Below are 24,617 nucleotides of genomic sequence, written 5' to 3'. Positions count from 1 at the left end.
GAGTGCTGAGAGATTAGATCGGACATCATTCCGATTGTGCCCGCCTGCGCGGGTGTCAGATATTTTCAATCATTTGCAACACCGGATCACTGTGATGACCATTAAGCCGATTATTTTTATTCCTGATCCGGTATTGCGTCAGGTTTCCAAACCCGTTGAGCGTTTCGATGCGGATTTGCGTAAATTCTCCGATGATATGTTTGCCACGATGTATGATGCGCCGGGTATTGGTCTGGCTGCAATTCAGGTGGCTGAGCCGATCCGTATGGTGGTGATTGATCTGGCGAAAGAGGGCGATGCCCCTGCACCACAGGTCTTCATTAATCCGGTGATTGTCGAGCGCTCGGATGAGCCGAGCTCTTATGAAGAGGGTTGCCTCTCGATCCCTGATTATTATGCGGAAGTGGAACGCCCTGCGACTGTGCGCGTGACCTATCAGGATCTGGACGGTAAACCGCAGGAAATCAAAGCTGAAGGCCTGATGGCTACCTGTCTGCAGCATGAGATTGACCATCTGGATGGCGTGCTTTTTATCGACCATATTTCCAAGCTCAAGCGGGATATGGTGATCAAGAAATTCAAAAAACTGGCCAAGACCCATGTGCCGGCTTCAGGTAAAAAAATCTGAAATGCAGGCTGAATTACGGTCAGGTCAGAGAGTGTAGGTAGGATAGTCTATGTCGTTACGTATTGTGTTTATGGGCACGCCGGAATTTTCTGTTCCGGTGATGACAGCGCTGATCGGACAGGGCTATGAAATTGTGGCTGTTTACAGTCAGCCGCCGCGTCCGGCTGGTCGTCGTGGACTGGAACTGACAAAATCGCCGGTGCATGAAAAAGCGGAAGAATTCGGTATTCCTGTTTTCACACCGAAAAGTCTGAGAAGCGAAGAAGAGCAGCAGATTTTCCGTGATCTCAATGCGGATGTCGCTGTGGTTGTTGCCTATGGCATGTTGCTGCCAAAGGCTATTCTCGAAGCGCCCGCACTTGGTTGCTATAATGGTCACGCTTCGCTGCTGCCACGCTGGCGTGGCGCTGCGCCGATCCAGCGCGCGATTATGGCGGGCGATGCCGAGACCGGCATGATGATTATGAAAATGGATGAGGGGCTGGATACCGGTCCCGTGGCCATGGTCGAGAAAATTACCATCACTCCGAATATGACCTGCGGTGAATTGCATGATCGTCTGAGCATTACCGGTGCTGATCTGATGGTGCGTGCGATGGCAGCACTGGAGCGCGACAGCCTGAAGCTCAACCCCCAGTCAGAAGATGGCGTGACCTATGCCTCCAAGATTGAAAAATCCGAAGCGCGTATCGACTGGGCACAACCGGCGCACGCCGTGCATAACCGTATCCGCGGCCTGAGCCCGTTTCCTGGTGCTTGGTGCGAAATGGAAATCAATGGTCAGCTTGAGCGCGTGAAAGTGCTGCGCTCGGTGATCGCTGATGGCGCTGGCAAAGCCGGTGAAGTGCTGGACGGGCAGCTGGTGATTGCCTGTGGTGAGGGCGCGGTTGCGCTGACGCTGGTGCAAAAAGCGGGTGGCAAGGCTGTCAGCGCTGCAGAATTCTGCAATGGCGTTAAGCTCGCAACCGGTACAATTCTGCCATGAGTCATTCTCCCGTCAAGCAGCCGGATATACGCCCCGTCAGAGAGCAAGATCGCTCAACGATTGATGGTGTGATTGCCGCTGCTTTTGACGGGACTGATGAGGTTGCATTGGTGCGCAAGCTGGCCGCTGACGGTGACATTGTGCTGGAGCTGCTTGCGGAAATTGACGGTAAAATTGCCGGACATATTCTGTTTTCCAGATTATGGGTCGAACAGTCCGGCAATCGTCTGGCTGCTGTTGCTTTGGCGCCGCTTGCTGTGTCACCGGAAATGCAACGGACGGGGCTGGGCAGTGCGCTGGTTGAGGCTGCACACAAGCTGCTGGTTCAGCAAGGTGAGGTTCTGAGCATTGTCTTAGGCGATCCGGCCTATTACGGACGCTTCGGTTACAGCGTTGCCGATGCTGCCGGACTTGAGAGTGTTTATCCCGCGCAATATTTGCAGGCAAAGCACCTCACGAACACAGCCACTCTTGCACCTTTGCAAGGTAAACTGATTTATGCTTCTGCATTCGGAGAAAATTGAGTGCCGCGTTATCGCCTGACAGTTGAATATGATGGTTCACCCTATGCCGGATGGCAGCGGCAGGATAATGCGCCGACGGTGCAGGGGGCTATTGAAGCCGCGATTTTCAAATTTTGCGGTGACAGCAATTCAATCGGGGCTGCAGGGCGTACCGATGCTGGTGTTCATGCTTTTCAGCAAACCGCCCATGTTGATCTGACCAAGGATTGGGGCGCATCCAAAGTACGTGATGCCGTCAATGCCTATCTGGCGCTGGATAAAGAGAGCGTCTTTCTGATTAATGTCGAGAAAGTGCCGGATCATTTTGATGCGCGTTTCAGTGCGCTGGGACGACATTATATTTACCGAATTATCAACCGCCGCACACCTTTGGCGCTGGAAGCCAGCCGTGCCTGGTGGGTGGCGAAAAAGCTCGATACGGATGCCATGCACGAGGCCGCACAATTGCTTGTCGGCCTGCATGATTTTACGACATTCCGCTCAACACAATGCCAGTCCAAAAGCCCTGTTAAAACGCTTGATCTCTTGAATGTACAGCGCCATGGCGAGTTGATTGAGGTGCGGGCATCTGCGCGGTCTTTCCTGCATAATCAGGTGCGGTCTCTGGTTGGCAGTATTTCTGAAGTGGGTACAGGCCGCTGGACCAATGACGATCTGGTGGCGGCACTGGAAGCACGTGATCGCAAAGCCTGCGGTGTCGTGGCACCTGCCCATGGCCTCTATATGATCGGTGCGGATTATCCGCTGATTTTATAGAGCAGGCATAAAACCTGCCAGATTTTGCAATATGATTGTCAGCATAATACTGCCCAGCACTACAGAAATGAAAAATGGTGCGGCGAAACTATGTGGTCTTTGCAAGGCTGCGCGGGTGAGCCTGTAGCTCAGCACCAATGTCGCCAGAAACAGCCCGAAACCGATACCTGCGAAGACCGGAGACAAGTCCGGCAGCAGCAGATTGAGGAATGAGAGCGGGGCATAGATCCACGCAAATAACGCGGTTGTCCAGTTTGTAGCGACTACATAGGTAGAAAAACGGCGTTCAAGGCCAAGGCTGCGGCTGAGAAAGCCGATAATGAGCAGCGGTAATAGCCAGACAATCATATCAATAGCGCCGAGCTTGACCGTATTGATAAGGCGCAATGCTGTTGCGTCGCCGCCTTCTGTTCCTTCGGTAAGGCGGGCTGCGATTTCGACCCAGCCGATCAGCATTGGCGGCAGAGAAATCAGGATTGCATAAAAAGACCGCCAGAAACCGTCTGCATCCGTATTCAGATCATTCAATGCTTCCGGATGGCCGGTCATGGTGCGCCAGACTGCGGAGAAATAATACTGAATCTCTTCAAAACTGGGCATGGGCAACCTGTATAAGTGACGACGAAAGAGGTGCCTGTGTTTTCAGGACAGGCACCCGAAGTAAAATGACTCAGGCGAAAAAGCCCTCAAGGAATTTTTCGTAAATTGCGGTGAGATTTTCAAGGTCTTGCAGTGATGTCCGCTCATTGGCCATATGCATGGTCTGGCCGACAAGACCGAATTCCACTACAGGGCAATAATCCTTGATGAAACGGGCGTCGGATGTGCCGCCGGATGTGGAAAGTGTGGCCTGTTTGCCGGTCACCGCTTTGATCGCACCGTTAAGAGAGTCAATCAGCTTGTCATTGCGGGTCAGAAATACATGGCTCGGACGTTCGCTCCACTGTAACTCATAGTGAAGTGGCACCGATTTATCCTGCCGGAACGGATTGTCCTGTGCAGCATCGCTCAGACGACGTGTAACTTCGTCTTGCAGAGTATCGGCTGTCCACGTGTCATTGAAGCGGATGTTAAATGAAGCGACGGCTTTTGCCGGAATGACATTGGTTGCCGGATTGCCGACGTCAATCGAAGTGATTTCGAGATTGGTTGCCTGAAAATTCTCTGTACCCTTATCATAGGCCGGTATCAGCAGACTATTCAGCAGAGCCATAATACCGCGCACCGGATTATCCGCATTTTGCGGATAGGCCACATGTCCCTGTGTGCCATGAACTGTTACGGTTCCGGTGACAGAGCCACGGCGGCCGATTTTAATTGTTTCACCCAAACGGTCAGGATTGGTTGGCTCGCCAACCAGTGAAGCATCCCAGCTTTCGCCTTTGGCTTTTGCCCAATGCAACAATTTGTCGGTGCCGTTGATTGCGGGGCCTTCTTCGTCGCCGGTAATCAGGAAAGAAATATTCGGCTTGCGATCCGGAAATTTTTTCAGATAGCGGGCGGTTGCGGCAACAAAACAGGCAATGCCGCCTTTCATATCGACTGCGCCACGGCCATAGAGTTCGCCATTCTCAATAACGGCTGCAAAAGGCGGGTGTTTCCAGAGCGAGAGATCGCCGGTCGGCACGACATCGGTGTGACCTGCAAACATCAGATGCGGGCCTGTGCCTTTGAGGCGTGCATAGAGATTTTCTATGTCCGGCGTGCCTTCTTCGGTGAAGACAGGACGCTCGATTTTGAAGCCGAGCGGCTCCAGCATTGCCTGCAGCGTTGTGAGAGCTCCGCCTTCTGCCGGTGTAACTGACGGGCAGCGGATAAGAGCAGCGAGATTTTCGGCGGGATCAAATGTGGTCATCATGCACAAGGCTTAGCAGATGCCGCAAGCCGGTGCATCTGGAATCTATCTTTGATGAGTCACACTGTGATTTGCCGGTATCTAATTCCAAAAACAGCACTGTAACAGCCGGTAATAATATTGTGATAAAACTGTTATTGTTCATCAATTGGGAACGATACAACGAACGGAATGTCTCTGTTTAGAGAACGATACAGCGAATATTGAAATATCTGCCAAATTTTTAAACTGTTAAGTTATTGATTTTATTGAGTTGATATGTGTTAGTTGTTTTTTCAAGGAAAGATTGTGTCAGAATTTTTATTTATTCGTAAAATTTATGTGAGTTGAAATCATAAACAATGGCTCCTATCTCAGGGTCATCGGAACGGCGCTTCTCCCAAGCACGTTCACATAAATTGAACAAGGAATATGAAAATGAAAAAGATTGCTTTGACTGTTGCTGCACTTGCTCTTTCTGCCGGAGCAGCTTTTGCTGAAAACCCAAATGCGGGTATTCCTGATGATCTGTACAGCAATGACAAGACACCTGTGATCACCACTTCAACTGTGAAAAGCACGCAGGCTGAAACCTTTACAGACGGTTCCGCCCACGGTTTCGGTGATAATGCACCATCCAGCTATAACGACTGATTAGTCCGCACGTCCTCCGCATAATATCAACACTATGAATGACTGCCGGATTTCAACGTCTGATGAACAGACCTCCCAACTGATCCGTTGAAAATGACCGGCATATAAAAGGAATATGAAAATGAAAAAGATTGCTTTGACTGTTGCCGCCCTTGCTCTGACCGCCGGTGCCGCTTTTGCTGAAAATCCAAATGTTGGCATTCCTGACGATCTGTACAGCAATGACAAGACACCTGTGATTACCACTTCAACTGTGAAAAGCACACAGGCTGAAACCTTTACAGACGGTTCGGCTCACGGTTTCGGTGACAATTCACCATCCAGCTATAACGGCTAATTTAGCCGGTACCTCCTCCGCATAACATTAACATTATGAATGACAGCCGGATTTCAACGTCTGATGAACAGACCTCCCAACTGATCCCGTTGAGAATAACCGGCCTATAAAAGGAATATGAAAATGAAAAAGATTGCTTTGACTGTTGCCGCCCTTGCTTTGACTGCCGGTGCCGCATTTGCTGAAAATCCAAATGCCGGTATTCCAGACAATCTGTATGGTGCTGACCAGACATTTGTAACTGCGAATGCGACTGTAACCAGCACACAGACCGAAACCTATAGCGACGGTTCCGCTAACGGCTTTGACGATCATTCGCCTGCAAGTACCCGTCGTTAATTGACGGTATAACAAACAAAAAGCGGCGGGCTTGAGGCCCGCCGCTTTTGTTGTTTTTGAAAGGCTGCTTTTAATCGCGCAGCAGATCATTGATTGATGTCTTTGAGCGGGTCTTTTCATCAACGCGCTTAACGATAACCGCGCAATAAAGACTCGGGCCTGCTTCACCATTTGGCAGTGGTTTGCCCGGCATAGTACCGGCAACAACAACTGAGTAAGGCGGTACTTCGCCGTAGAAGACTTCGCCGGTGGCGCGGTCGACGATTTTGGTGGATTTGCCGATATAGACACCCATACCAAGCACCGAACCTTCACGGATGATGCAGCCTTCCACCACTTCCGAACGGGCTCCGATAAAGCAATTGTCTTCAATGATGGTTGGTTCAGCCTGCAATGGCTCAAGCACACCACCGATGCCGACGCCGCCGGACAGATGGACATTCTTGCCGATCTGAGCGCAGGAGCCGACAGTTGCCCATGTATCAACCATCGTGCCTTCACCGACATAAGCGCCGAGATTGACAAAAGACGGCATCAGAATGGCGTTTGGCGCAATATAAGCGGAGTGACGTACAACGCAGTTTGGCACAGCGCGGAAACCGGCCTGTGTAAACTCGTCGGCAGACCAGCCGTCAAATTTGGAAGCGACTTTGTCCCACCAGACGGATGCGCCCGGACCACCTTTGATGATTTCCATCGGGTTAAGACGGAAGGAAAGCAGCACTGCTTTTTTCAGCCACTGATTGACTGTCCAGTTACCGTCTGCCTGTTTTTCGGCAACACGTACTTTTCCCTGATCGAGCAGCAAGAGGGATTGTGCGACGGCATCACGGATTTCTCCGGTGGTAGATACCGAGACTGTGTCACGCTCATCAAAAGCTTTTGTGATAATTTTTTCGAGAGCTGACAGATCAGGCTGGGACATATTACTGCTCCTGAGGTGTTGAAACGGAATTAAATCGCATTTATTTCGTCATTCAGACGAAATGCCTGACGAAATATACAGATTACGGAATATTTTCGGCAAATGATTAGGCTATGCTCAAAGCATGGTCAATCTTGGCATTGCCGCTTTTGCACTATATGCCTCAGTATCTGATCTAAAAGTCGCCATGCCGGCCTGCAAAGGGCAATTTCTGGGCTTCCGGTACTCACGTACAATAGGTACGCTCCGTTCCGGTTCTCGAAATCACCCTTTTCGTCTCGGTCTGACGATTTTTGATTCAGACACTCAATATGGAAACACGAACAGTGGCTTGCTTTTTTATAATTGATGTCGCTGCCACAACAGGATGATATTGCATGAATCCGCTTGAGAAAGATGGCTGGACACCTTTCAGCAATTCCGGTGAAACTGTTAAGCGCGTCGCTGCGGTGCCGGATACACCGCAAACCCGTGCGCCTGCCTATAAGCTGGCATTCAGTGATGCGGAATTTATGACCAAGCGGGAACTGCGCCCGATCCGCTTGCAGCTTGAGCTGCTGAAGCCGGAAATGATTATGGAAGAGCGCGGCATCAAGTCGACTGTCGTACTGTTCGGTGGCGCGCGTATTCCTGAGCCGGGCGGCGAGGCGTGGGCTGCGAAAAACGAAGTTCAGAAAAAGAACCTTGAAGCTAATTCCGTCTATTACGAAGAAGCGCGTGAATTTGCCCGCCGCTGCTCGGAATATTCGGCTTCAACCTATTACCGTGAATTCGTCGTCGTCACCGGTGGCGGGCCGGGTGTGATGGAAGCGGGCAACCGTGGTGCCGCTGATATTGGTGCGCCGTCTATCGGTTTGAACATTGTGCTCCCGCATGAGCAGGCGCCGAACGCCTATGTCACGCCGGAATTGTGCTTCAACTTCCACTATTTCGCGCTGCGCAAGATGCATTTTCTGTTCCGTGCCAAGGCTTTTGCCGTTTTCCCAGGTGGTTTCGGTACCATGGACGAGTTGTTTGAAACACTTACATTGATGCAGACTGGCCGTATGGAACGTGTGCCGCTGGTGCTGTTCGGCAAGGAGTTCTGGACGAAGGCGATCAATATTCCGTATCTCTCCGAACAGGGCACAATTTCGCCGGAAGATCTGGAGCTGTTCCATTATGTGGATACGGCCGATGAGGCATGGAATGTCGTGAAAGATCACTATGATCTGTAAGTGCTGATCGCGAGAATTGCAAACGCCGGTGTGCAAACGCACCGGCGTTTTTTATTATCTGTCGTCCGGCTGTTTCGGCGGATGAATAACGGTCACCAGCACCACGGAAATTATCATCAACAGATACCATGCGCCGAGTTTCGACAGTGAGACCGGCACCCATTGGTCATGTTGCCCCGGATAGAGCCAGACGCGTGACCATGTGCCGATATTTTCGGCAATCCAGATAAACAGGGAAGTCAGGAAGAACGCCAGCAGTAACGGCATACGGTGACGAAAACGGAACACGCGGTAATGCATGCTGGTGCGCCAGAACATCAATGCGGTGACGGCAAAGAGCAGCCAGCGCATATCCGGCAGATAATGGTGGCTGAAGAAATTGATATAAATGCCGGTGGCGAGTGCAAAAGTCAGCGGTAATGGCGGGTAGTATGCCAGTCTGATATCAAAAATACGGTTGATCCGCGCCATATAGGAACCGACTGCCGCATACATAAAGCCGGAGAATAGCGGCACGCCACCGATGCGGAACAGATTTTCCTCTGGATAAATCCACGACCCCATATGGGTTTTGAAGATTTCCATTGCTGTTCCGACAATATGGAAAATCAGGATGACCTTGGCTTCACGTAAGGTTTCCAAGCGGCTCAGCAGCATCAGCAACTGAATGGTAACTGCTGACAGAAACAGGAAATCATAGCGTGTGATCAGTTGCGGCAGGGCAGAGCCGTCTGCCCATAGATATTTGCTGAGAATAATCAGCCCGAGCATGACGCCGCCGAACAGGCATGCCCATGCCTGTTTCAGCCCGAAAACCAGAAACTCAACCAATGCACCGGAGAGACCATGTTGTGGCAACCGGTCAAGCAGCCGGTGTGCGGCTGCATCGATTACAGCTTCCAGTGAAGTGAAACGGCGTTTGCTGTGCACGGGTTGATGCATTTACGGGTGCAGCGCAGTCAGAAACTCTGTCAGATTATCCGTGACAAAATCCACGCTGTCAGTAAAGGCGGGATCGCTTTCCCAAATCTCACTGAAATCCGGCTCAAAATTATTCGGCACAATCAGAACTGTGCGCATGCCGGTGGATTTTGGCACTGTGAGATTGCGTGCCAGATCTTCAAACATGGCTGCTTTTTGCGGATTAATCCCGCATTGTTTGTAAAACAGCTCATAAGGTGCACGCTCCGGCTTTGGCACCAGCTGTGCGGCAACAATGTCGAAAATATCGTCAAAACGGTCGAGAATACCAAGCTGTGCTGCCGCATTTTCTGCATGTTTGCGATCGCCATTGGTATAGATGAATTTGCGGCCGGGCAGGCGGGCAATGGCTTCACCCAGAAGCGGATCGGGTTTCAGCCACGTATAGTCAATGTCATGCACTTTGGCGAGAAAGTCGTCAGGGTCAATCTTGTGACATTCCATCAGCCCTTTCAGGGTGGTGCCATATTCCTGATAGAACCGCTTCTGAACCTTGCGCGCCTCATCGCGTGGCAGCTGCAACAGTTCCGAGACATAAGATGTCATCCGCACATCAATCTGCGAGAACAGATTAGTGTCGTGCGGATAGAGCGTATTATCCATATCAAACACCCAGTCAGTGACATGGGCGAAGTGGCGCGGTTCAGGTAAATTGGTCATGCAGCTGTTATGCCACGAAGTTTTGTAAAGATCAGCCTTTATTTTGCTGGGTAACAGAGCCTGAGACAGGTGGCTTGTATTTAGCGGCGGGGCAGGGCAAACAGAGCCTGATATATTTCTACAAAACAGAAAAGCACTGCATAATCATGGAACTCTGGATACCGATTACAATTGCCGCTGCCTTTATGCAGAATGTGCGCACGACACTGCAAAAGAAACTGCAAGGCAAGCTCGGCACCAGAGGCGCAAGCTTTGTGCGTTTTGGTTATGGTTTTCCTGTCGCCATTCTTTATGTGCTGGGTCTGCATATCTTTGCTGGTTTTGCTTTGCCGCAGGTTAATGGTGCATTCCTGTTCTGGAGTGTTGTCGGCGGGCTGGCGCAGATCTTTGCAACGATCATGCTGGTTTATTTGTTTACTCTGCGCAACTTTGCTGTTGGAACAGCTTATTCCAAAACTGAACCGGTACAAGCTGCTATCTTTGGCCTGATCTTACTTGGAGAACGTCTGACAACCGGTGCCGTTCTGGCAATTATTGTCGGCGTGCTGGGCGTGATGCTGATTTCAGTCGCGCGGATGCCGCTGAGCTGGGGCAATTTGTTTAAAGCGCTGGTCAGCCGTACAGCTCTGATCGGTATTGCTTCGGGTGGTGTATTCGGTATTTCCGCCGTGGCCTATCGTTCTGCTGCACTGTCGCTGGATGGCCCTAATCCGATCATGCAAGCCGCTGTGACACTTGCTTGTGTAACGACATTCCAGACGGTTTTCATGCTGGTATGGATGCTGATCAAGGACAAGAACGAAATTGTTCTGGTGCTGAAATCATGGCGCTCATCATCGCTGGTTGGCCTGTCCAGCGTACTGGGATCAATGGGCTGGTTTACAGCTATGGCCTTGCAGCAGGTGGCCTATGTGCGTGCGCTTGGGCAGATCGAACTGATTTTTACTTTCATCTCGGCAGTGTTCATTTTTAAAGAGCGGATCAACCGCATGGAAGTGGCCGGATGTATCCTGATTGTCACCGGCATTCTGTTCTTATTATTATGGCAATAAGAAACGAAAAATCCCGCAAATTGCGGGATTTTTTTGATTAAAGCACGATAAGCGTGCTCTTTAGTTCATGGCACGATAAGCGTGCCGGCACCGTGTTCCGTAAACAATTCCAGCAATACGGAATGCGGGGTTTTACCGTTGAGAATAACCACGCCTTCCACACCGCGGCGGATTGCATCAATACAGGTTTCAACTTTCGGGATCATGCCGCCGGAAATTGTACCGTCTTCAATCAGTGCCAGCGCATCTGCAACCGACAATTCTTTGATCAGGTTTTTGTTCTTATCCAGAACACCCGGTACATCGGTGAGGAACAGCAGACGTGTTGCGCTCAGCGCACCCGCAATCGCACCGGCAAAGGTATCCGCATTGATATTATAGGTATTGCCATCACGGCCCGGTGCAACCGGTGCAATCACCGGAATTACGGCGGAGCGTGCAAGCAGATCAAGCAATGTGCGATCCACTTCTACCGGCTCGCCGACAAAGCCCAGATCAAGCACGCGCTCAATATTGGAATCCGGATCGCGATAAGTCTTATGCGCTTTTTCAGCAAAAACCATATTGCCGTCTTTGCCGCACAGGCCAATTGCCCATTCGCCTTCGGCATTGATCATCGCCACGATTTCTTTGTTGATTGAACCGGCGAGAACCATCTCAACCACTTCAACCGTCTTTTCATCGGTAACGCGCAAGCCGCCTTCAAAGCGGGATTCAATGCCAAGCTTGCCCAGCATTGCTGCAATCTGCGGGCCGCCGCCATGAACAACAATCGGGTTGATGCCGGATTGTTTGAGCAGCGCGATATCGCGGGCAAAGGCTTTGCCCAGTGCCGCATCGCCCATGGCATGACCGCCATATTTGACGACGACAGTTTTATTCTCATAACGCTGCATGAAGGGCAGGGCGGCTGAGAGAAGTTGTGCTTGGATTTCAGGGCTTGTCGCGGTCATGGAGCACTCCACGGCATGAAGGGTTATGTGAGTGATAAAGAAACCACCTAGCGTGGTTCCTATTCCTTGGTCAGCAGAGCAATCGCAGCGCGTACTGCATCAAAGCCGATGGCTTTTTCGGAGGATGTGGCGAGAATCTGCGGGAAAGCGGCCGGACGGCGTGCAATCGCTTTCTGAGTTTCCGCCATCAGGCGCGGCACGCCTGCTTCCTTGATCTTGTCGATCTTGGTGAGAATGATCTGGTAGGAGACGGCGGCTTTATCCAAAAGATCCAGCACATCCGCATCATTCTTTTTAATGCCGTGACGAGCGTCAATCAGCACATAAACACGTTTCAGCGTGGTGCGGCCGCGCAGATAATCGAATACCAAACGTGTCCATGCATCAACCATGGATTTTGGCGCTTCAGCAAAACCATAGCCCGGCATATCCACGAGTGCCAATGGTGGCAGGTCACCATTTTCACCGGAATAACCATCCGGCACAAAATAGTTGAGTTCCTGCGTACGACCCGGTGTGTTGGATGTACGTGCCAAGCCGTTCTGGCCGACAATCGCATTAATCAGCGAGGATTTGCCGACATTGGAGCGACCGGCGAAAGCGATTTCAACAGGGCCTTCCGGCGGCAGAAATTTCATTGACGGCACGCCGCGGATAAAAATCCATCGCTTGTTGAAGAGAGCCTTACCCTCGGCAACAAGTGCTGCATATTTCTCTGCTTCTTTTGCGACGGCCAGTTCTGCTTCGGTCACTCAATTCTTCCTGTGGCTTATATCCGTGTCATTGCAACATAACACTGTTCTTTATGGCATTGAGCTTTCAGTGGCTTTTGTCAACCGTCAATGCGCTTCAGATATAAAAAAGCCCCCGTAAAGGGGGCTTTTCTGTTTGTTTTATTTCTTGGCAGGCTTATCGGTTTTCGCCGGTGCCGCAGGTTCTTTCTTTTTGAACATGCCTTTGAGGTTGTCAAAAAGTTCGATCTTGGCACCCTGACGTTTCATGATCATGCCCTGCTGGAGAATGGACAATGTGTTGTTCCATGCCCAGTAGATAACCAGACCTGCAGGGAATGCGGCCAGCATGAATGTGAAGATAATCGGCATCCATGTGAAGATCGCAGCCTGTGTCGGATCCGGCGGGGTCGGGTTCATGCGCATCTGCAGGAACATGGTGACACCCATAATCAGCGGCCATACACCGATCATCAGGAATGCAGGAACATCCCAAGGCAGCAGACCAAACAGGTTGAACAGCGATGTCGGATCCGGCGCAGCAAGGTCATGAATCCAGCCAAAGAACGGCGCATGACGCATTTCGATGGTGACATAGAGAACCTTATAGAGCGCAAAGAATACAGGGATCTGCACCAGCACCGGCCAGCAACCGGCCAGCGGATTGATCTTCTCGCGCTTGTAAAGCTGCATCATTTCCTGCTGCTGCTTAACCTTGTCATCCGCATATTTCTCACGGATTTCCAGCATCGCAGGCTGCATCATCTTCATGCGGGCCATCGACTTGTACGATTTGTTGGCCAGCGGGAAAAACAGGGCTTTCAGCAGAACGGTAACCACCAGAATAGCGACACCGAAATTGCCGGAGAATTTATAGATCCAGTCGATGAGGTAGAACATCGGCTTGGTGATGAAGTAGAACCAGCCCCAGTCGATCAGCAGTTCGAACTGCTTGATGCCGAGCTTTTCTTCATATTCTTTGATCTTGGCAACTTCTTTTGCACCGGCAAAAACATGGTTCTTGATGACGGTGTTCTGACCGGCAGCAATGGTTACAGGCGCGCTGAGGAAGTCAGCCTGATAACGCGGTGTGCCGTCAGTGAAGTAAGAGAAGCGTGCTTCAAAGCTTTCGTTCTGCGGCGGAATCAGTGTCGCAGCCCAATATTTGTCGGTAATGCCAAGCCAGCCGCCTGTTGCTTTGGCAAGCGGCATGTTCTTGTTGTCTTCGATCTTGGAATAGGAAATTTCCTGCAGACCCTGATCGCCGACAACGCCGATCAGACCTTCATGCAGCACATAGGTGCCGCTGGCATGTTCAGGCTTTTCAAAACGGGTTACGCGGCCATAGGAGCTGAGCGAAACGGCAGCATCAGTCGGGTTGGTGATCGTATCCTCAACGGCGAACATATAGTTCTCGTCCACGGAGATCACGCGCTTGAACTGGATGCCTTTTTCATTGGCATAGGTCAGGGTTACCGGTGTTGAAGGGGTGAGCTTGTCATTGCCTTCAATATTCCACTCGGTTGCAGGGCCCGGAACAGTGCCGATTGCATCATTGCCGGAGAAGCCGAGTTCAGCGAAATAGCCCTTTTTCACGCCTGAAGGCGCAAGCAGTTCAATTTCAGGGGATTTCGGATCAACGGTTTCGCGATAATCCTTCAGGAAAAGATCATCGAGGCGGGCGCCGACAGTATTGATCGAACCGCTGACGCGCGGTGTATCAATGCTGATACGCTTGCTCTGAGTCAGCGCTGCTTCACGGGTAACAGGTTTTGCTCCCTGAGCCTCTGCTGTCTGACCCGGAATACCGGCCTGAGGCGCATTGCCCTGCGGGATATTGGCAGATGTTGCACCATTGGCGGATGTTGCCTGCGCATTCTGAGTATTCTGCGCTTCAATCCGTGCCTGTTCTCTCTGAGCCTCAGTCTTTGGCCCCAGATAGAATACCTGCCAGAGCGTGAGAATCAGAATCGACAGGCCAATGGTGAGAAAGAAGTTACGATTTTTTTCCATTGACGGGTCCTGGTTCCTGTCAGTTCATTACAGCTAAGTGCGCAAAATCGCTGCGCTGTCCTAACGTATAATATGCTGGCTGACAGAGCGCTGTGCAGAATATGCCCCATACCTGTCAGAGTTAAGTGCCTGCCTTATAATACGAGCCATTCAGAAAAGCGAACGCTGAGACGATATAATTCAGGCCTATTTTGTGAAACGGTCATTTAAACCGCTTTGAGAGCTCTCTGGTCAGTGCGCTGAAGGGGGCGTTTAACGCTTCCCTGCGTGCAACAATAACATAATCAGTTTGCGGAGCCATTGCGGCTTCGCTGAGTGCAGCGGCGGCTTTCAGGCGGCGGCGGATTCTGTTGCGGATAACCGCATTGCCGTTTTTCTTGGTAACCGTGAAGCCGACACGCGGGTTTTCACCGGTTTTTGCCTGTTTGCTGGTTGCCTCATCGCGTTGTTTTACTTCCAGAAGGAAATATTTGCCGCGACGCTTTTCCCCGCTGCGAACAGCCAAAAACTCCGCTCTCTTGCGAAGGCGGAGTGTTTTGGTCTGCTTATTTGCTTGTTGTGTCACCGCTCTACGCGGAGCAACAATTATGCAGAAAGCTTGCCGCGACCGCGTGCGCGGCGGGCTGCAATAACTTTACGACCGCCTGGAGTAGCCATGCGCGAACGGAAACCGTGACGACGCTTGCGGACGAGTTTAGATGGCTGATATGTGCGCTTCATTTGTTTAATACCGCGGTGTGCGGCCCTTCTTAAATCTGTTTTTTAACAGGAGCTGGTTCAGACGCGGTCGATGAACGACCTTGCAAAAAATATCTGAACGTGGGGCGGCTTATAGATGCAGGCAGGTTTTGAGTCAAGAATGGAGCGGAATATTCGGTCAGCATAAGGATTGCTCACATTATTCCGAAAAAATATGTGCTGTTTTCCGTTTTCTTGACCCTGACAAATAGTCTTGGCGCGCTTTGATGCTTATAAGGCTTTATCGAATTTACAATGAGAGGAAGAACTATGTCCATTAAACGTTTCGAATCCGGTAAGCGCATGAGCGGTGCAGTTGTGCATGGCAATACTGTTTATCTGGCCGGTCAGGTTGGTACAGAAAATGCAAGCGTGACTGAACAGTGCAAAACCGCACTGGCTGAAGTTGATCGTCTGCTGGCTGTTGCCGGTACCGACAAATCCAAAATCCTTCAGACCATTATCTGGCTGGATGACATGAAAGATTTCGCAGAAATGAACGCGGTTTGGGAAGCATGGGTTGATCCTGCAAACACACCGGCACGCGCAACCGGTTCTGCCCATCTGGCAACTCCGGGCTACAAAGTAGAGTTCATCGTAACTGCTGCTCTAGATTAATTTGTTTCCGGTGCCGCAGGCTTTTGACTGCGGCACCGGTGTTTTATTCTGCCGCCTGAGACTGAGGCATAGCCATTGTGCGGATACGTTGTGAATAACCTTCGCGGCTTCCTTTTGCCTGCTGGCTGATATCCGCAATGAGACGCATCGATTGCGTATTATCCTCCGCCGTCACAATCAGCTGTTTTTCAAACATATATTCAGGCAGATAGCCGGAGAGCAGTACGCGATAATCAAGTGCTATCGACGGATCGAGAATTCGTGCCATGTCGAAGACAACGGTCGTGCAATTGGCGGTCAGCGTATTATAAAAGCCGGCTTCTTTGCTCAGGCGGTTGGCTGTGTCGGTATATAATCTGAAAAGCTGCCGTGCTTGTTCCGGTTCAATATCCACATGATAGCGATAGACATGCTCACCACGCACATTGGTGCGCAGATAGATAATGTCGCTTTCTTCTGCCGCGATCATTGCCAGTTCAAAATCTTTGAAGAACCCGCCGATTTCAGAGAAAGCCTGTCCGCGTTTTTTACGGATTTCTGCGGAGAAAACGACCTGTCTCCCGTCTTCAAATCCGAAGCTGACCAATGTGTGGGCAATCGCTGGCCCCGCCCAATAGGACAAGAACAGGTCAACGCTTTTAATCTGGCTCAGATCATAATCGGCACTTTTCCAGTTAACGGTAAAATCCTTTTCCGTACGCCAGTCAAAATCACGGATATGATCGAGCCGCACCACATCGCCATTATACTCGGCGGTCACTGTTTGTGCGACTTCCGGTGCCCAGTCGCGGTTCAGCGATGGCTTGATGCCGTGCCACCAGATCAGCAAAATTGCGAACAGGATTGCAAAGCTGATAAATGCGGCTCTGCGATAATGTTGCAGGTCGGTGAACCAGAGTGTGCTGAGTGCAGCCAATGCAACGAGTACCCATATGCCGATTGCAGCATAAGTGAGCAGGCGCGATTCTGTCAGCTGATAATGGAGTGCAAGACTGCCCCAGACGGTGATGATAATCAGAACCAGACTGAAAAAAGCCTGAGCCAGAAGTGCTAAGAAGACCAGAGCTGGTTTATATGTCATTTGGTTCCGGTATTGCTGATGAGGCGGAATATCTGTTGAAGATTTTTATTATGCGGCATGAAGTTAAAATAATTATTGATGGCATGTTTTCGCCGCGATTGAGATTTAGAGAGTGGCCTGTTTTGAGCTTGCCAGAATTGCAACTCTCCGTAAAATGCGCCTTTACAGGCATGCAATGCATCAATTTACCGACTTGTTAGATTATTTTAATATTTGTCCGGCAAAACTTCTCCTATGGTAAACAAATTATTCTCTTTCTCCGCTTCTGCCACTGTGGCAGCTATGCTGATCTCGTTTCTGCCGCAGGCTGTGCTTGCGCAGGAGACGCCGTCCCGTGCTGAAACAGCTTCCGGTAATGCGGCATTTATGAAGAAATCAGATATAATGACACCGGCCACAGGCGCGGGGCTGACCATGCGTAATCCTAAAGCGGATGCTGCTGACGCGGCGAAAGATGTGAGCAAGGTGGTAAAAGAGGCAATTTCCCGCAGTCAGAAATTTGTTTATCACTTTACCAAGCCGGAAAACGGCAGCGGTGAAACGATTGTCTTGCTGCATGGCTCCGGCGGTAATGAAACCAGTCTTGTGCCGTTTGCGCAGGAGGTTTGGCCGCGTGCCACGCTGCTCGGTATCCGCGGACGGGTCTTGCAGGAAGGTCGCACACGCTGGTATGCCCGCATTACGCCGGTAAAATTCGACCAGAAAGATGTGCGTAATGAAGCGGATGCTTTTGTCAGTTTCCTGACCAAACTCTCTGAAGACGATCAAATTGATTTGAGCCGTACCACTTTTGTCGGCTATTCCAATGGTGCCAATCTGCTGGCCGCGACGATGATACTGCATCCTGATCTGGTGAAAAAAGCTGTTCTGATGCGCTCTATGCCGGTGCTGGATCAGACACCGGCAGCTAATCTGAGTAAAGCTAAGGTGCTGGTTGTGACCGGTGCTGATGACAAGATGTATGCGCCTTTTGCGCCTGCACTCTCGGACTTGCTGCGTACCAGCGGTGCCAAAGTGGATGCGCGCGTGGTGAAGGCCGGTCATATGATTGGTGCGAAAGACGTGTCGCTGGTGACAGCATGGCTCTCGGGGCAGGGGCCGGATGGCGCACCTGCAATGTCGCAGGCTGTGACGACAAAGGCCAAAGACAAAACGGATAAATTGAAAGCCCTGCCGGAAGCACAGGAACCGGCCACTCAGAGCGAGCAGGCACTGGAACAATCGAAGAAGTAATGAAAAAAGCGGCTTAGAGCCGTTCCAGTTTAAACGAGTTGCTGGAACGGCTCTTTCTTTTTATTTTACGCATTATCCAACGCATCGTAGCAGGAAAAGAAATCAGTCCGGTGAACTGATTTCTCTGCGGAGGCGCTGCGCACTTTTGCTGGAAATGCTCTGAAGCCGCTTTTTCTTTGTTACCACTGAATATTAATCAGACCGCAATCACCGGTTTCCGCACCATAGGCGAGGCGTGTACCGTTTTTATCCCAGCCCATTGAGCTGATGGCGCCTTTACCCGGACGACGCAGCAGCACTTCTTTCTGATCGGCAAAACGGCAGAGCAGCACCATACCGTCCTGATAGCCAACCGCTACAATATCTTCGACCGGATGACAGGCAACGGCTGTAACCATTGTATCACCACGCAGGCCAAGTTCCAGCGGAGCTTTGCCCATCGGACCGTCTTTGCCTGTGAATGGCCAGATGATTGCCGCAGGAGCACCGGAAGTGGCCAGCCATTTGCCTTTAGGGCTCCATGACCAGTCTTTGACCTTGGCCGGATAACCGGTCATGCGCATATTACGGTTATCTTCCAGACGCCAGCCATGCAGCGCATTTTCCTGCATGGTGGTAATCAGAAAACGTCCGTCCGGTGAAAAGATCACGCCGGTATGTGCGCCTTTCCACTCCAGATCAACGGGTTTGCCGGCAGTGCCTGCCCAATGCAATGTCGCACCATTATAGCGGGCAATGGCGAGGCGAAGGCCTTTGGGGGCGAAAGCAACGCCTTCAACACTGCGCTCATGGGCAAATTCGGTGGTTTTGCCATTGGCTTCACGCACCCATGCGGTGCGGCCGGAAGCATAGGCCACCGCGCCATTCGGGCCACTGGCAACCGCAGTGATCCATTTGCGCGGCAGAACCGCCAGTTCCTGCACATTGCCTTTTTCGTCAGTCTGACAGATGCGTCCGTCTTCACCGCCGGTGATCAGGGCTTTATTGTCAGCCGTTGGTGCAACGCAGAGCAAGCCGTCATGCATAGTGACAGTTTTATGCGCTTCATCCAGCCAATGAAGTGTACCATCGGCCAGTGCATAATAGGCATTATCATTGAGGAAGCCGGCTTTCAGGCAGTGGCTTCCCAGATCAATAGGGGCAATCGTCGGCATGGTTATTTACATTTCTCGAAGCCGGAACGCAGTGCCTGCTCATTCAGATTGCGACCGATAAAGACCAGACGGCTTTCGCGCTTTTCGTCCGGTTTCCACGGACGCTGGTGATCGCCTTCGATAATCATATGCACGCCCTGTACCACATAGCGGTCATCGTCACCGGCAAAAGCGATGATACCTTTGAGGCGCAGAATATCCGGCCCCTGAACCTGTGTTACATTCTGAATCCACGGGAAGAATTTCGCGGCATCCAGCTCACCGGTGCGCAAGGATACTGACATAACCGTTACATCGTGGATCGCTGAAGCATGGCCGTGGTCATGCCCATGGTCATGATTGCAATCTGGGCCGCAGCTATGGTCGTGATCATGATGGTGGTGATGACCATGATGATCGTGGTCGTGGTCGTGATCGCAGCCAGGGCCGCAAACATGATCTGGATGATCATGATCGAGGAAATGTGGATCATTTTCCAGCGCACGCTGGAGATCAAAAGCACCGCGATCCAGAACTTTCGTCAGATCAATTTCTGCGCGCTGGGTACGGTGAATAATCGCATGCGGATTGATGGCGCGAATAGTCGCTTCGACATGGCTAAGTTCCTGCGCATTAACGAGATCGGTTTTGTTGAGCAGAACCACATCGGCAAAAGCGATCTGATCTTCGGCTTCTTTACTGTCTTTCAGACGCAATGGCAGATGTTTGGCATCAACAAGGGCGACCACAGCATCAAGCTGGGTTTTGGCGCGCACATCATCATCCATGAAGAATGTCTGGGCAACCGGCACCGGATCGGCAAGGCCGGTGGTTTCCACAATGATCGCATCGAAACGACCCGGACGGCGCATCAGACCTTCAACCACGCGGATCAGGTCGCCGCGCACGGTGCAGCAGATGCAGCCATTGTTCATTTCATAGATTTCTTCGTCGGATTCGACGATAAGATCATTATCAATGCCGATTTCACCGAACTCATTGACGATGACAGCATAGCGTTTGCCGTGGTTCTCGCTGAGAATACGGTTGAGCAGGGTGGTCTTGCCGGAGCCGAGATAGCCGGTCAGCACGGTAACCGGAATTTTAGGGAGTGTAGTTGCGCCAGTCGCAACCTGATCTGCTACAGGGCTATCGCTCATGGGTAGAGTGCCTCTTCATTGTCAGAATTTTTACCGGATCGGGTAACTGGTGTTGAGCCAGAGCCGGTCTATATGTTGAAATCTCTGTGCATATAAGAATTGCGAAACCGTAATTCTATAGAACAGACTAGCTATATAGAGCAATCTCTTCTGAAGCTTTGCTGACAGTTTTCAAAGTGAGGGTGTTTGCCCGAAGACTGAGATATCAAACCGGTGGACATCATCCATCAGTCCGGTCAGGCCGTTCACTGCATGGGCAATGATTTTTTCGCCATCTTGCGCATTGGCACGTAAAGCATTGCCGGCGGCACCTTGCTTGTTGAGATCGCTCATCATCCAGCCAAAAGCGTGCGGGCCATAGGCACGCAAATACTGAAACTCTTCAATGAATTTTGCCTGTTCATTGATATAATTCTGCGCCTTATCCATCTGCACAAGCTCTGGTGCCAAGGCCAGCATGACAGAGGTTTCTATATAGCCCGCATGGATATCAAGGTGTTTTTGTTCCGCGCTGATGAGATCTTCCGGTATGCCGAACCGTGTCCAGTGGGTTGCCACGGCCAGCATTCCCAGACGTGCGCGCAGCTCTGTAGCGACTATGGTTGCCAAAGGAGAATTGCCGCCATGGGCATTGAGGATAACCAGCTTGCGGATATTGGCGGCACAGAGATTTTCACCGATGCCGATCCAGCGGTTCACTGCTTCAGAAAAAGCCAGCGTACGGCTGCCTTCCACATCCATATGTTCAACAGAATAGCCAACCGGCTCGGTGGTCAGAAAACGCGCGGTAATATGCTCCGGCAAATTTTCTGCCAATCGTGCAGCTATGCCTTCGGCGATGATTGTGTCGGTCTCAAAGGGTAAATGCGGGCCGTGTTGCTCATGGGCACCCAGCGGTAAGACAGCAATGAGATTTTCAGGAATAGTGTCCTGCAGCGGCTCAGTTACGAGAGCCTCACTGGTTTGCGGCACTCTGTCAGAAAGGGCGGAACTGGCGTGCTGGGTGATCTCCGGCAAAATATTTCTCCTCTGATATGTGCAAGTGAGAGGCATCATAACGGCTGAGTGTGGCCGCGGCTATTCTAAATACGCCTTTATGCCCGTTGTCCTGACTTTGCAGCTGAGACCAGACTGCTGCTTGTCAGTCATAACACCTTCAATTAGGTTGTTTATGAAATAGAGCATTTCCTGACGCAAAACCGGTTCCGGTTTTTGCTGGAAATGCTTTTATATACGGACAGGTAGGGTGCATATGAGTAAGTCAGGCAAAACTGCTATTCTTCAGCCGTTACAGCACAATGCGCGGATGATGCGCACGATATTAGCCACACGGCTGCTGGAACACGGATTATATGCGGGGCAGGATGCGGTCTTGCTGAAACTTGCCGAAGAGGACGGCCTGCCACCCGGTATTCTGGCGCAGCGTCTGGGCGTGCGTCCGCCGACCGTGACAAAAACGATCAGCCGTTTGCAGGCACAGGGTTTTGTCACCAAACAGGCATCGGAAAGCGATCAGCGCCAGACACATGTGTTTCTGACCGATCAGGGGCATGATGTTATCCGCGTAATTGAAAAGCTGGTGCGTAAAACTGAAAAAGACTGCCTGCGCGGTTTTGAAAAGAAAGAACGTAAAGTTCTGCTGAAACTGCTGTCGCGGATGGAAAATAATCTGAATGCTGTTGCTGCCGGTCGCCCGTTGCGCACGGCTGCCAGTGATGAAGCCGATACGGCGGATGATCTGGCTGATGATGATGCCGATTAAAACGGAACAATGCAGGTGATGGCGGCTCTGTGTTCCATATTGAATAATTTGCCGGATAAGTTGCTAAAAACTGTCTCGCTATTTGTTAAACTATATTCTAGATATTGATTAACTAAGATTACTGAAGATAACTATACCGCAGAACTGCCGGTTCCGGTGAATATGATTGTTGAATAAGGGGCGGACGGCTTTTGGCCCAGAAGATCAAACTTTCAACCATTGCTGATGCGCTTGGCGTGTCAACGGCCACGGTTTCTCTGGCTTTGCGTGACAGTCCTCTGGTGGCGGATCAGACCCGCGACCGCATCAAGGAGCATGCCCGCGCCATCGGTTATATTTATAACCGTCGTGCCGCATCGCTGCGCACATCGCGCTCCGGCATTATCGGTGTTGTGGTTCATGATATTATGAACCCGTTTTTTGCGGAAATTCTGCGCTCTATTGAAACGGAACTGGATCGCTCCCGCCAGACTTTCATTCTCAGCAATCATTATGATCAGCTGGAAAAGCAGCGCACATTTGTGGACACGCTTTTGCAGCTTGGCGCGGACGGCGTAATCATGTCTCCGGCCATCGGTACGCCTGCGGAAGATATTGAACTGGCAGAAAATAACGGTCTGCCGGTGGTGCTGATCGCCCGTAATGTGGAAGGTGCGGATGTGCCGGTGTTTCGAGGTGATGATGCCTATGGCATCAGTCTTGCGACCAATCATCTGATTTCACTCGGACATACCCGCATTGCGATGATTGGCGGCACGGATCAGACCTCTACAGGTCGCGATCGCTATCAGGGTTATGTCAATGCCATGGAAAAAGCCGGTCTGACTGTGAAGCCGGAATGGCGTATTCCGGGGCCGCGCACCAAACAGGGCGGCTTTGAAGTGGCACCGCAATTCTTGTCTCTCAAAGACAAGCCGACAGCCGCTGTGTGCTGGAATGATCTGGTCGCCATTGGTCTGATGAATGGTATTGCCCGTGCCGGTCTGGTGCCGGGTGAAGATATTTCTGTGACCGGTTATGATGATCTGGAAGAGGCGGCAATTGCTACACCGGCACTGACAACCGTCTGGAACGGCCAGCGTGAAGTCGGGCGTCAGGCAGCGCGTGCTTTGCTGGATCAGCTCAACGGTGTTGAAATGCATAGCGATCAGCCGTTGATTAAACCGGAATTACATATCCGCCAGTCGACAAGTAAACCTGCCTGATACGCATAAGCAGGCAGGTTTAGTATTTTAGTATTTGAAATTTTGTAAAATTATATTCTAAATGCTCCCTGTATTCATAAGCGGGGGCGTGTTGTGAAGTCTGTATCAGCAGTTATTTGCAGTCAGTTTTTGTTATTTGCAGCTTTGCCAGTCGGTGCAGCAGATTTAAATCCCACGCACGCCTCAGATATACGGATCAGTAATCCCGATTTTTCTTTTCTGGGCGGAGTTGGTTACATCCATCTGCAAGGAGACGAGCTGGTTTATAATAATACCGGCAAGAAGATCAGCCATCTGATCTGGAAGACGGATGCTCCGGTTCTGACCGCAACAGCAAAAGCTTTGTTTGATAATGACTGGACGCTGTCAGGTAATGTGATGGTCGGTTTCAGCGGCAATAACCGGATGAAAGATTATGACTGGCTGATGGATCCGCCCGCCGGTTATGGCTCTGGTGCGTGGTCACATCGCTCAATCCATCCCGATACACAGCTTAACCGCTATATAACGGCTGATCTGGCGTTGGGGCATGATTTCCGCCTCAATGAAACAGCGCTGCTTAATCTGCATGGCGGCTTTAAATATACCAATGTGAAATGGGATGCCTATGGCGGCAGCTATATTTATAGCCGGAATGAATTTCGTGATGATGCCGGTGATATTCCTGATGGTGAACGTACTATCAGCTATGAACAGAGTTATCCGACAGCATTTTTAGGGCTGGAAGCAAGTAAGAGCTTTGAACAGTGGACATTCTCAGTGCAGGCAAGGGGTGGTTTTGCCTTTAAATCCAGAGATGAAGATCATCACTGGCGGCGGAACCTGCGTTTTACTGAAAAATATGATAGCCTGGCATTCATGTCCGTCGGTGCGCGTACAGAATATGCCTATACCGCGCAGGCGTCATTTTTCCTCGCCGGTAATTATGAGCGCTATTTCAACAAAACTGCTGATACAACAATGTATAATCTGACCAGCGGAGAAGTCGTGGAATATTTTCCGGACGGAGCCGGAATGAAATTCCAGTCTTTTTCTTTAAGCGGCGGATTGAGATACCGGTTCTGAAACACAGATCGCGGGTTTCAGAACCGCGATCTG

Annotated in this window: 27 protein-coding genes and 1 pseudogene; 14 read left to right on the top strand and 14 right to left on the bottom strand. The window is 51.0% G+C overall.

Translation table 11 applies throughout. The annotated features are described in order from the left end of the window. Positions 1-94 precede the first annotated feature (94 nt). From def to truA, 4 genes are read left to right on the top strand one after another with little or no spacing between them, the layout of a single operon-like run. Positions 95-628 (top strand): peptide deformylase, encoded by a 534-nt coding sequence (gene def, locus KHQ09_RS14130; RefSeq protein ID WP_213598895.1) that lies wholly within the window; start codon positions 95-97, stop codon positions 626-628. A 49-nt stretch (positions 629-677) separates the two neighbouring features. Beyond that, positions 678-1,613 carry a methionyl-tRNA formyltransferase gene (gene fmt, locus KHQ09_RS14125; RefSeq protein WP_213598894.1) on the top strand — a complete coding sequence of 312 codons (936 nt, stop codon included), beginning with the start codon at positions 678-680 and terminating at the stop codon, positions 1,611-1,613. Beyond that, a complete protein-coding gene (locus KHQ09_RS14120; RefSeq protein WP_213598893.1) occupies positions 1,610-2,137 on the top strand; it encodes a GNAT family N-acetyltransferase in 528 nt (175 codons plus the stop codon). Before fmt ends, KHQ09_RS14120 begins: the two co-directional genes overlap by 4 nt. Then, the gene (gene truA / locus KHQ09_RS14115; protein WP_151160114.1) at positions 2,138-2,893 is read left to right on the top strand and encodes a tRNA pseudouridine(38-40) synthase TruA; all 756 of its coding nucleotides are present in this window, start codon (positions 2,138-2,140) and stop codon (positions 2,891-2,893) included. Here the strand turns inward: truA and KHQ09_RS14110 are convergent. Next, complete coding sequence (locus KHQ09_RS14110; RefSeq protein ID WP_022712473.1) at positions 2,888-3,493, bottom strand: hypothetical protein; 606 nt, start codon at positions 3,491-3,493, stop codon at positions 2,888-2,890. The genes truA and KHQ09_RS14110 overlap by 6 nt on opposite strands. Before the next feature lie 70 nt (positions 3,494-3,563). Continuing rightward, the gene (gene dapE, locus KHQ09_RS14105) at positions 3,564-4,751 is read right to left on the bottom strand and encodes a succinyl-diaminopimelate desuccinylase (protein ID WP_420801449.1); all 1,188 of its coding nucleotides are present in this window, start codon (positions 4,749-4,751) and stop codon (positions 3,564-3,566) included. 414 nt (positions 4,752-5,165) lie between these two features. Here dapE and KHQ09_RS14100 point away from each other — a divergent pair, with 414 nt between their 5' ends. From KHQ09_RS14100 to KHQ09_RS14090, 3 genes are all read left to right on the top strand, one after another. After that, complete coding sequence (locus KHQ09_RS14100) at positions 5,166-5,381, top strand: hypothetical protein (RefSeq protein ID WP_213598892.1); 216 nt, start codon at positions 5,166-5,168, stop codon at positions 5,379-5,381. A 121-nt stretch (positions 5,382-5,502) separates the two neighbouring features. Further along, complete coding sequence (locus KHQ09_RS14095; protein ID WP_022712476.1) at positions 5,503-5,718, top strand: hypothetical protein; 216 nt, start codon at positions 5,503-5,505, stop codon at positions 5,716-5,718. A gap of 123 nt (positions 5,719-5,841) precedes the next feature. Beyond that, a complete protein-coding gene (locus KHQ09_RS14090) occupies positions 5,842-6,057 on the top strand; it encodes a hypothetical protein (protein WP_213598890.1) in 216 nt (71 codons plus the stop codon). 70 nt (positions 6,058-6,127) lie between these two features. Here the strand turns inward: KHQ09_RS14090 and dapD are convergent, their stop codons facing one another. Further along, on the bottom strand, positions 6,128-6,982 hold the full coding sequence (gene dapD / locus KHQ09_RS14085) for a 2,3,4,5-tetrahydropyridine-2,6-dicarboxylate N-succinyltransferase (protein WP_213598888.1): 855 nt from the start codon (positions 6,980-6,982) through the stop codon (positions 6,128-6,130). Positions 6,983-7,359: 377 nt separating this feature from the next. Between dapD and KHQ09_RS14080 the strand changes: the two genes are divergently transcribed. Continuing rightward, positions 7,360-8,199, top strand: a complete 840-nt coding sequence (locus tag KHQ09_RS14080; protein ID WP_022712479.1) for an LOG family protein — start codon at positions 7,360-7,362, stop codon at positions 8,197-8,199. 54 nt (positions 8,200-8,253) lie between these two features. Here the strand turns inward: KHQ09_RS14080 and KHQ09_RS14075 are convergent, their stop codons facing one another. Both KHQ09_RS14075 and KHQ09_RS14070 read right to left on the bottom strand, forming a co-directional pair. Continuing rightward, positions 8,254-9,129 carry a DUF817 domain-containing protein gene (locus tag KHQ09_RS14075; RefSeq protein WP_238481642.1) on the bottom strand — a complete coding sequence of 292 codons (876 nt, stop codon included), beginning with the start codon at positions 9,127-9,129 and terminating at the stop codon, positions 8,254-8,256. Positions 9,130-9,141: 12 nt separating this feature from the next. Continuing rightward, the gene (locus tag KHQ09_RS14070) at positions 9,142-9,840 is read right to left on the bottom strand and encodes a pyrimidine 5'-nucleotidase (RefSeq protein WP_022712481.1); all 699 of its coding nucleotides are present in this window, start codon (positions 9,838-9,840) and stop codon (positions 9,142-9,144) included. Positions 9,841-9,986: 146 nt separating this feature from the next. Here KHQ09_RS14070 and KHQ09_RS14065 point away from each other — a divergent pair, with 146 nt between their 5' ends. After that, complete coding sequence (locus tag KHQ09_RS14065; protein WP_213598884.1) at positions 9,987-10,892, top strand: DMT family transporter; 906 nt, start codon at positions 9,987-9,989, stop codon at positions 10,890-10,892. Positions 10,893-10,957: 65 nt separating this feature from the next. On the opposite strand, the gene argB is transcribed toward KHQ09_RS14065, so the two are convergent. The 5 genes from argB to rpmH all read right to left on the bottom strand — a co-directional run bounded on the left by argB (position 10,958) and on the right by rpmH (position 15,309). Next, positions 10,958-11,845, bottom strand: a complete 888-nt coding sequence (gene argB, locus KHQ09_RS14060; RefSeq protein ID WP_022712483.1) for an acetylglutamate kinase — start codon at positions 11,843-11,845, stop codon at positions 10,958-10,960. A gap of 59 nt (positions 11,846-11,904) precedes the next feature. Continuing rightward, on the bottom strand, positions 11,905-12,597 hold the full coding sequence (gene yihA, locus KHQ09_RS14055) for a ribosome biogenesis GTP-binding protein YihA/YsxC (protein ID WP_022712484.1): 693 nt from the start codon (positions 12,595-12,597) through the stop codon (positions 11,905-11,907). A gap of 141 nt (positions 12,598-12,738) precedes the next feature. After that, the gene (yidC, locus tag KHQ09_RS14050) at positions 12,739-14,589 is read right to left on the bottom strand and encodes a membrane protein insertase YidC (protein ID WP_213598882.1); all 1,851 of its coding nucleotides are present in this window, start codon (positions 14,587-14,589) and stop codon (positions 12,739-12,741) included. Positions 14,590-14,791: 202 nt separating this feature from the next. Next, positions 14,792-15,094 (bottom strand): ribonuclease P protein component, encoded by a 303-nt coding sequence (gene rnpA / locus KHQ09_RS14045; RefSeq protein ID WP_238481641.1) that lies wholly within the window; start codon positions 15,092-15,094, stop codon positions 14,792-14,794. An 80-nt stretch (positions 15,095-15,174) separates the two neighbouring features. Beyond that, positions 15,175-15,309 (bottom strand): 50S ribosomal protein L34, encoded by a 135-nt coding sequence (rpmH, locus tag KHQ09_RS14040; protein WP_022712486.1) that lies wholly within the window; start codon positions 15,307-15,309, stop codon positions 15,175-15,177. A 288-nt stretch (positions 15,310-15,597) separates the two neighbouring features. On the opposite strand from rpmH, the gene KHQ09_RS14035 reads away from it, so the two are divergent. After that, positions 15,598-15,945: a RidA family protein gene (locus KHQ09_RS14035; RefSeq protein WP_213598878.1), complete on the top strand. Its 348-nt coding sequence runs from the start codon at positions 15,598-15,600 to the stop codon at positions 15,943-15,945. A 43-nt stretch (positions 15,946-15,988) separates the two neighbouring features. Here the strand turns inward: KHQ09_RS14035 and KHQ09_RS14030 are convergent, their stop codons facing one another. Further along, positions 15,989-17,026, bottom strand: coding sequence for an Lnb N-terminal periplasmic domain-containing protein (locus KHQ09_RS14030; protein ID WP_213598876.1), 1,038 nt, complete (start codon positions 17,024-17,026; stop codon positions 15,989-15,991). 234 nt (positions 17,027-17,260) lie between these two features. On the opposite strand from KHQ09_RS14030, the pseudogene KHQ09_RS14025 reads away from it, so the two are divergent. Beyond that, positions 17,261-18,148, top strand: a pseudogene (locus tag KHQ09_RS14025) (alpha/beta hydrolase); the annotation flags it as partial. A 290-nt stretch (positions 18,149-18,438) separates the two neighbouring features. On the opposite strand, the gene KHQ09_RS14020 reads toward KHQ09_RS14025, so the two are convergent. From KHQ09_RS14020 to KHQ09_RS14010, 3 genes are all read right to left on the bottom strand, one after another. After that, entirely contained in the window at positions 18,439-19,413 is a 975-nt protein-coding gene (locus KHQ09_RS14020) for a WD40 repeat domain-containing protein (protein WP_213598874.1), read from the bottom strand. A 2-nt stretch (positions 19,414-19,415) separates the two neighbouring features. Next, on the bottom strand, positions 19,416-20,552 hold the full coding sequence (locus KHQ09_RS14015) for a CobW family GTP-binding protein (RefSeq protein WP_213598871.1): 1,137 nt from the start codon (positions 20,550-20,552) through the stop codon (positions 19,416-19,418). Positions 20,553-20,723: 171 nt separating this feature from the next. Continuing rightward, positions 20,724-21,488 carry a creatininase family protein gene (locus KHQ09_RS14010; protein ID WP_238481745.1) on the bottom strand — a complete coding sequence of 255 codons (765 nt, stop codon included), beginning with the start codon at positions 21,486-21,488 and terminating at the stop codon, positions 20,724-20,726. A 316-nt stretch (positions 21,489-21,804) separates the two neighbouring features. Here KHQ09_RS14010 and KHQ09_RS14005 point away from each other — a divergent pair, with 316 nt between their 5' ends. The 3 genes from KHQ09_RS14005 to KHQ09_RS13995 all read left to right on the top strand — a co-directional run bounded on the left by KHQ09_RS14005 (position 21,805) and on the right by KHQ09_RS13995 (position 24,584). After that, complete coding sequence (locus tag KHQ09_RS14005) at positions 21,805-22,314, top strand: MarR family winged helix-turn-helix transcriptional regulator (RefSeq protein WP_075657041.1); 510 nt, start codon at positions 21,805-21,807, stop codon at positions 22,312-22,314. Between the two features lie 191 nt (positions 22,315-22,505). After that, positions 22,506-23,519: a LacI family DNA-binding transcriptional regulator gene (locus tag KHQ09_RS14000; RefSeq protein WP_028234002.1), complete on the top strand. Its 1,014-nt coding sequence runs from the start codon at positions 22,506-22,508 to the stop codon at positions 23,517-23,519. Between the two features lie 93 nt (positions 23,520-23,612). Further along, a complete protein-coding gene (locus KHQ09_RS13995) occupies positions 23,613-24,584 on the top strand; it encodes an omptin family outer membrane protease (protein ID WP_213598869.1) in 972 nt (323 codons plus the stop codon). The last annotated feature ends 33 nt before the right edge of the window (positions 24,585-24,617 follow it).

Origin of the sequence: Pseudochrobactrum algeriensis, assembly GCF_018436245.1 — a bacterium.
Classification (GTDB): Bacteria; Pseudomonadota; Alphaproteobacteria; order Rhizobiales; family Rhizobiaceae; genus Pseudochrobactrum; species Pseudochrobactrum saccharolyticum.
Note: the sequence above shows the minus strand (reverse complement) of the source record. Positions and strands in the feature narration are given on the sequence as shown.

Bases quoted from the DNA above. Each gene is read 5' to 3' on its own strand.
- KHQ09_RS14015 (WP_213598871.1), bottom strand. From the start codon at position 20,552: ATGAGCGATAGCCCTGTAGCAGATCAGGTTGCGACTGGCGCAACTACA.
- KHQ09_RS14095 (WP_022712476.1), top strand. From the start codon at position 5,503: ATGAAAAAGATTGCTTTGACTGTTGCCGCCCTTGCTCTGACCGCCGGT.
- def (WP_213598895.1), top strand. From the start codon at position 95: ATGACCATTAAGCCGATTATTTTTATTCCTGATCCGGTATTGCGTCAG.
- KHQ09_RS14100 (WP_213598892.1), top strand. From the start codon at position 5,166: ATGAAAAAGATTGCTTTGACTGTTGCTGCACTTGCTCTTTCTGCCGGA.
- KHQ09_RS14035 (WP_213598878.1), top strand. From the start codon at position 15,598: ATGTCCATTAAACGTTTCGAATCCGGTAAGCGCATGAGCGGTGCAGTT.
- KHQ09_RS14090 (WP_213598890.1), top strand. From the start codon at position 5,842: ATGAAAAAGATTGCTTTGACTGTTGCCGCCCTTGCTTTGACTGCCGGT.
- KHQ09_RS14070 (WP_022712481.1), bottom strand. From the start codon at position 9,840: ATGACCAATTTACCTGAACCGCGCCACTTCGCCCATGTCACTGACTGG.
- KHQ09_RS14120 (WP_213598893.1), top strand. From the start codon at position 1,610: ATGAGTCATTCTCCCGTCAAGCAGCCGGATATACGCCCCGTCAGAGAG.
- KHQ09_RS14080 (WP_022712479.1), top strand. From the start codon at position 7,360: ATGAATCCGCTTGAGAAAGATGGCTGGACACCTTTCAGCAATTCCGGT.
- rpmH (WP_022712486.1), bottom strand. From the start codon at position 15,309: ATGAAGCGCACATATCAGCCATCTAAACTCGTCCGCAAGCGTCGTCAC.
- KHQ09_RS14005 (WP_075657041.1), top strand. From the start codon at position 21,805: ATGAGTAAGTCAGGCAAAACTGCTATTCTTCAGCCGTTACAGCACAAT.
- dapD (WP_213598888.1), bottom strand. From the start codon at position 6,982: ATGTCCCAGCCTGATCTGTCAGCTCTCGAAAAAATTATCACAAAAGCT.
- KHQ09_RS14110 (WP_022712473.1), bottom strand. From the start codon at position 3,493: ATGCCCAGTTTTGAAGAGATTCAGTATTATTTCTCCGCAGTCTGGCGC.
- dapE (WP_420801449.1), bottom strand. From the start codon at position 4,751: ATGATGACCACATTTGATCCCGCCGAAAATCTCGCTGCTCTTATCCGC.
- argB (WP_022712483.1), bottom strand. From the start codon at position 11,845: ATGACCGCGACAAGCCCTGAAATCCAAGCACAACTTCTCTCAGCCGCC.
- KHQ09_RS14020 (WP_213598874.1), bottom strand. From the start codon at position 19,413: ATGCCGACGATTGCCCCTATTGATCTGGGAAGCCACTGCCTGAAAGCC.
- fmt (WP_213598894.1), top strand. From the start codon at position 678: ATGTCGTTACGTATTGTGTTTATGGGCACGCCGGAATTTTCTGTTCCG.
- KHQ09_RS14030 (WP_213598876.1), bottom strand. From the start codon at position 17,026: ATGACATATAAACCAGCTCTGGTCTTCTTAGCACTTCTGGCTCAGGCT.
- yidC (WP_213598882.1), bottom strand. From the start codon at position 14,589: ATGGAAAAAAATCGTAACTTCTTTCTCACCATTGGCCTGTCGATTCTG.
- KHQ09_RS14065 (WP_213598884.1), top strand. From the start codon at position 9,987: ATGGAACTCTGGATACCGATTACAATTGCCGCTGCCTTTATGCAGAAT.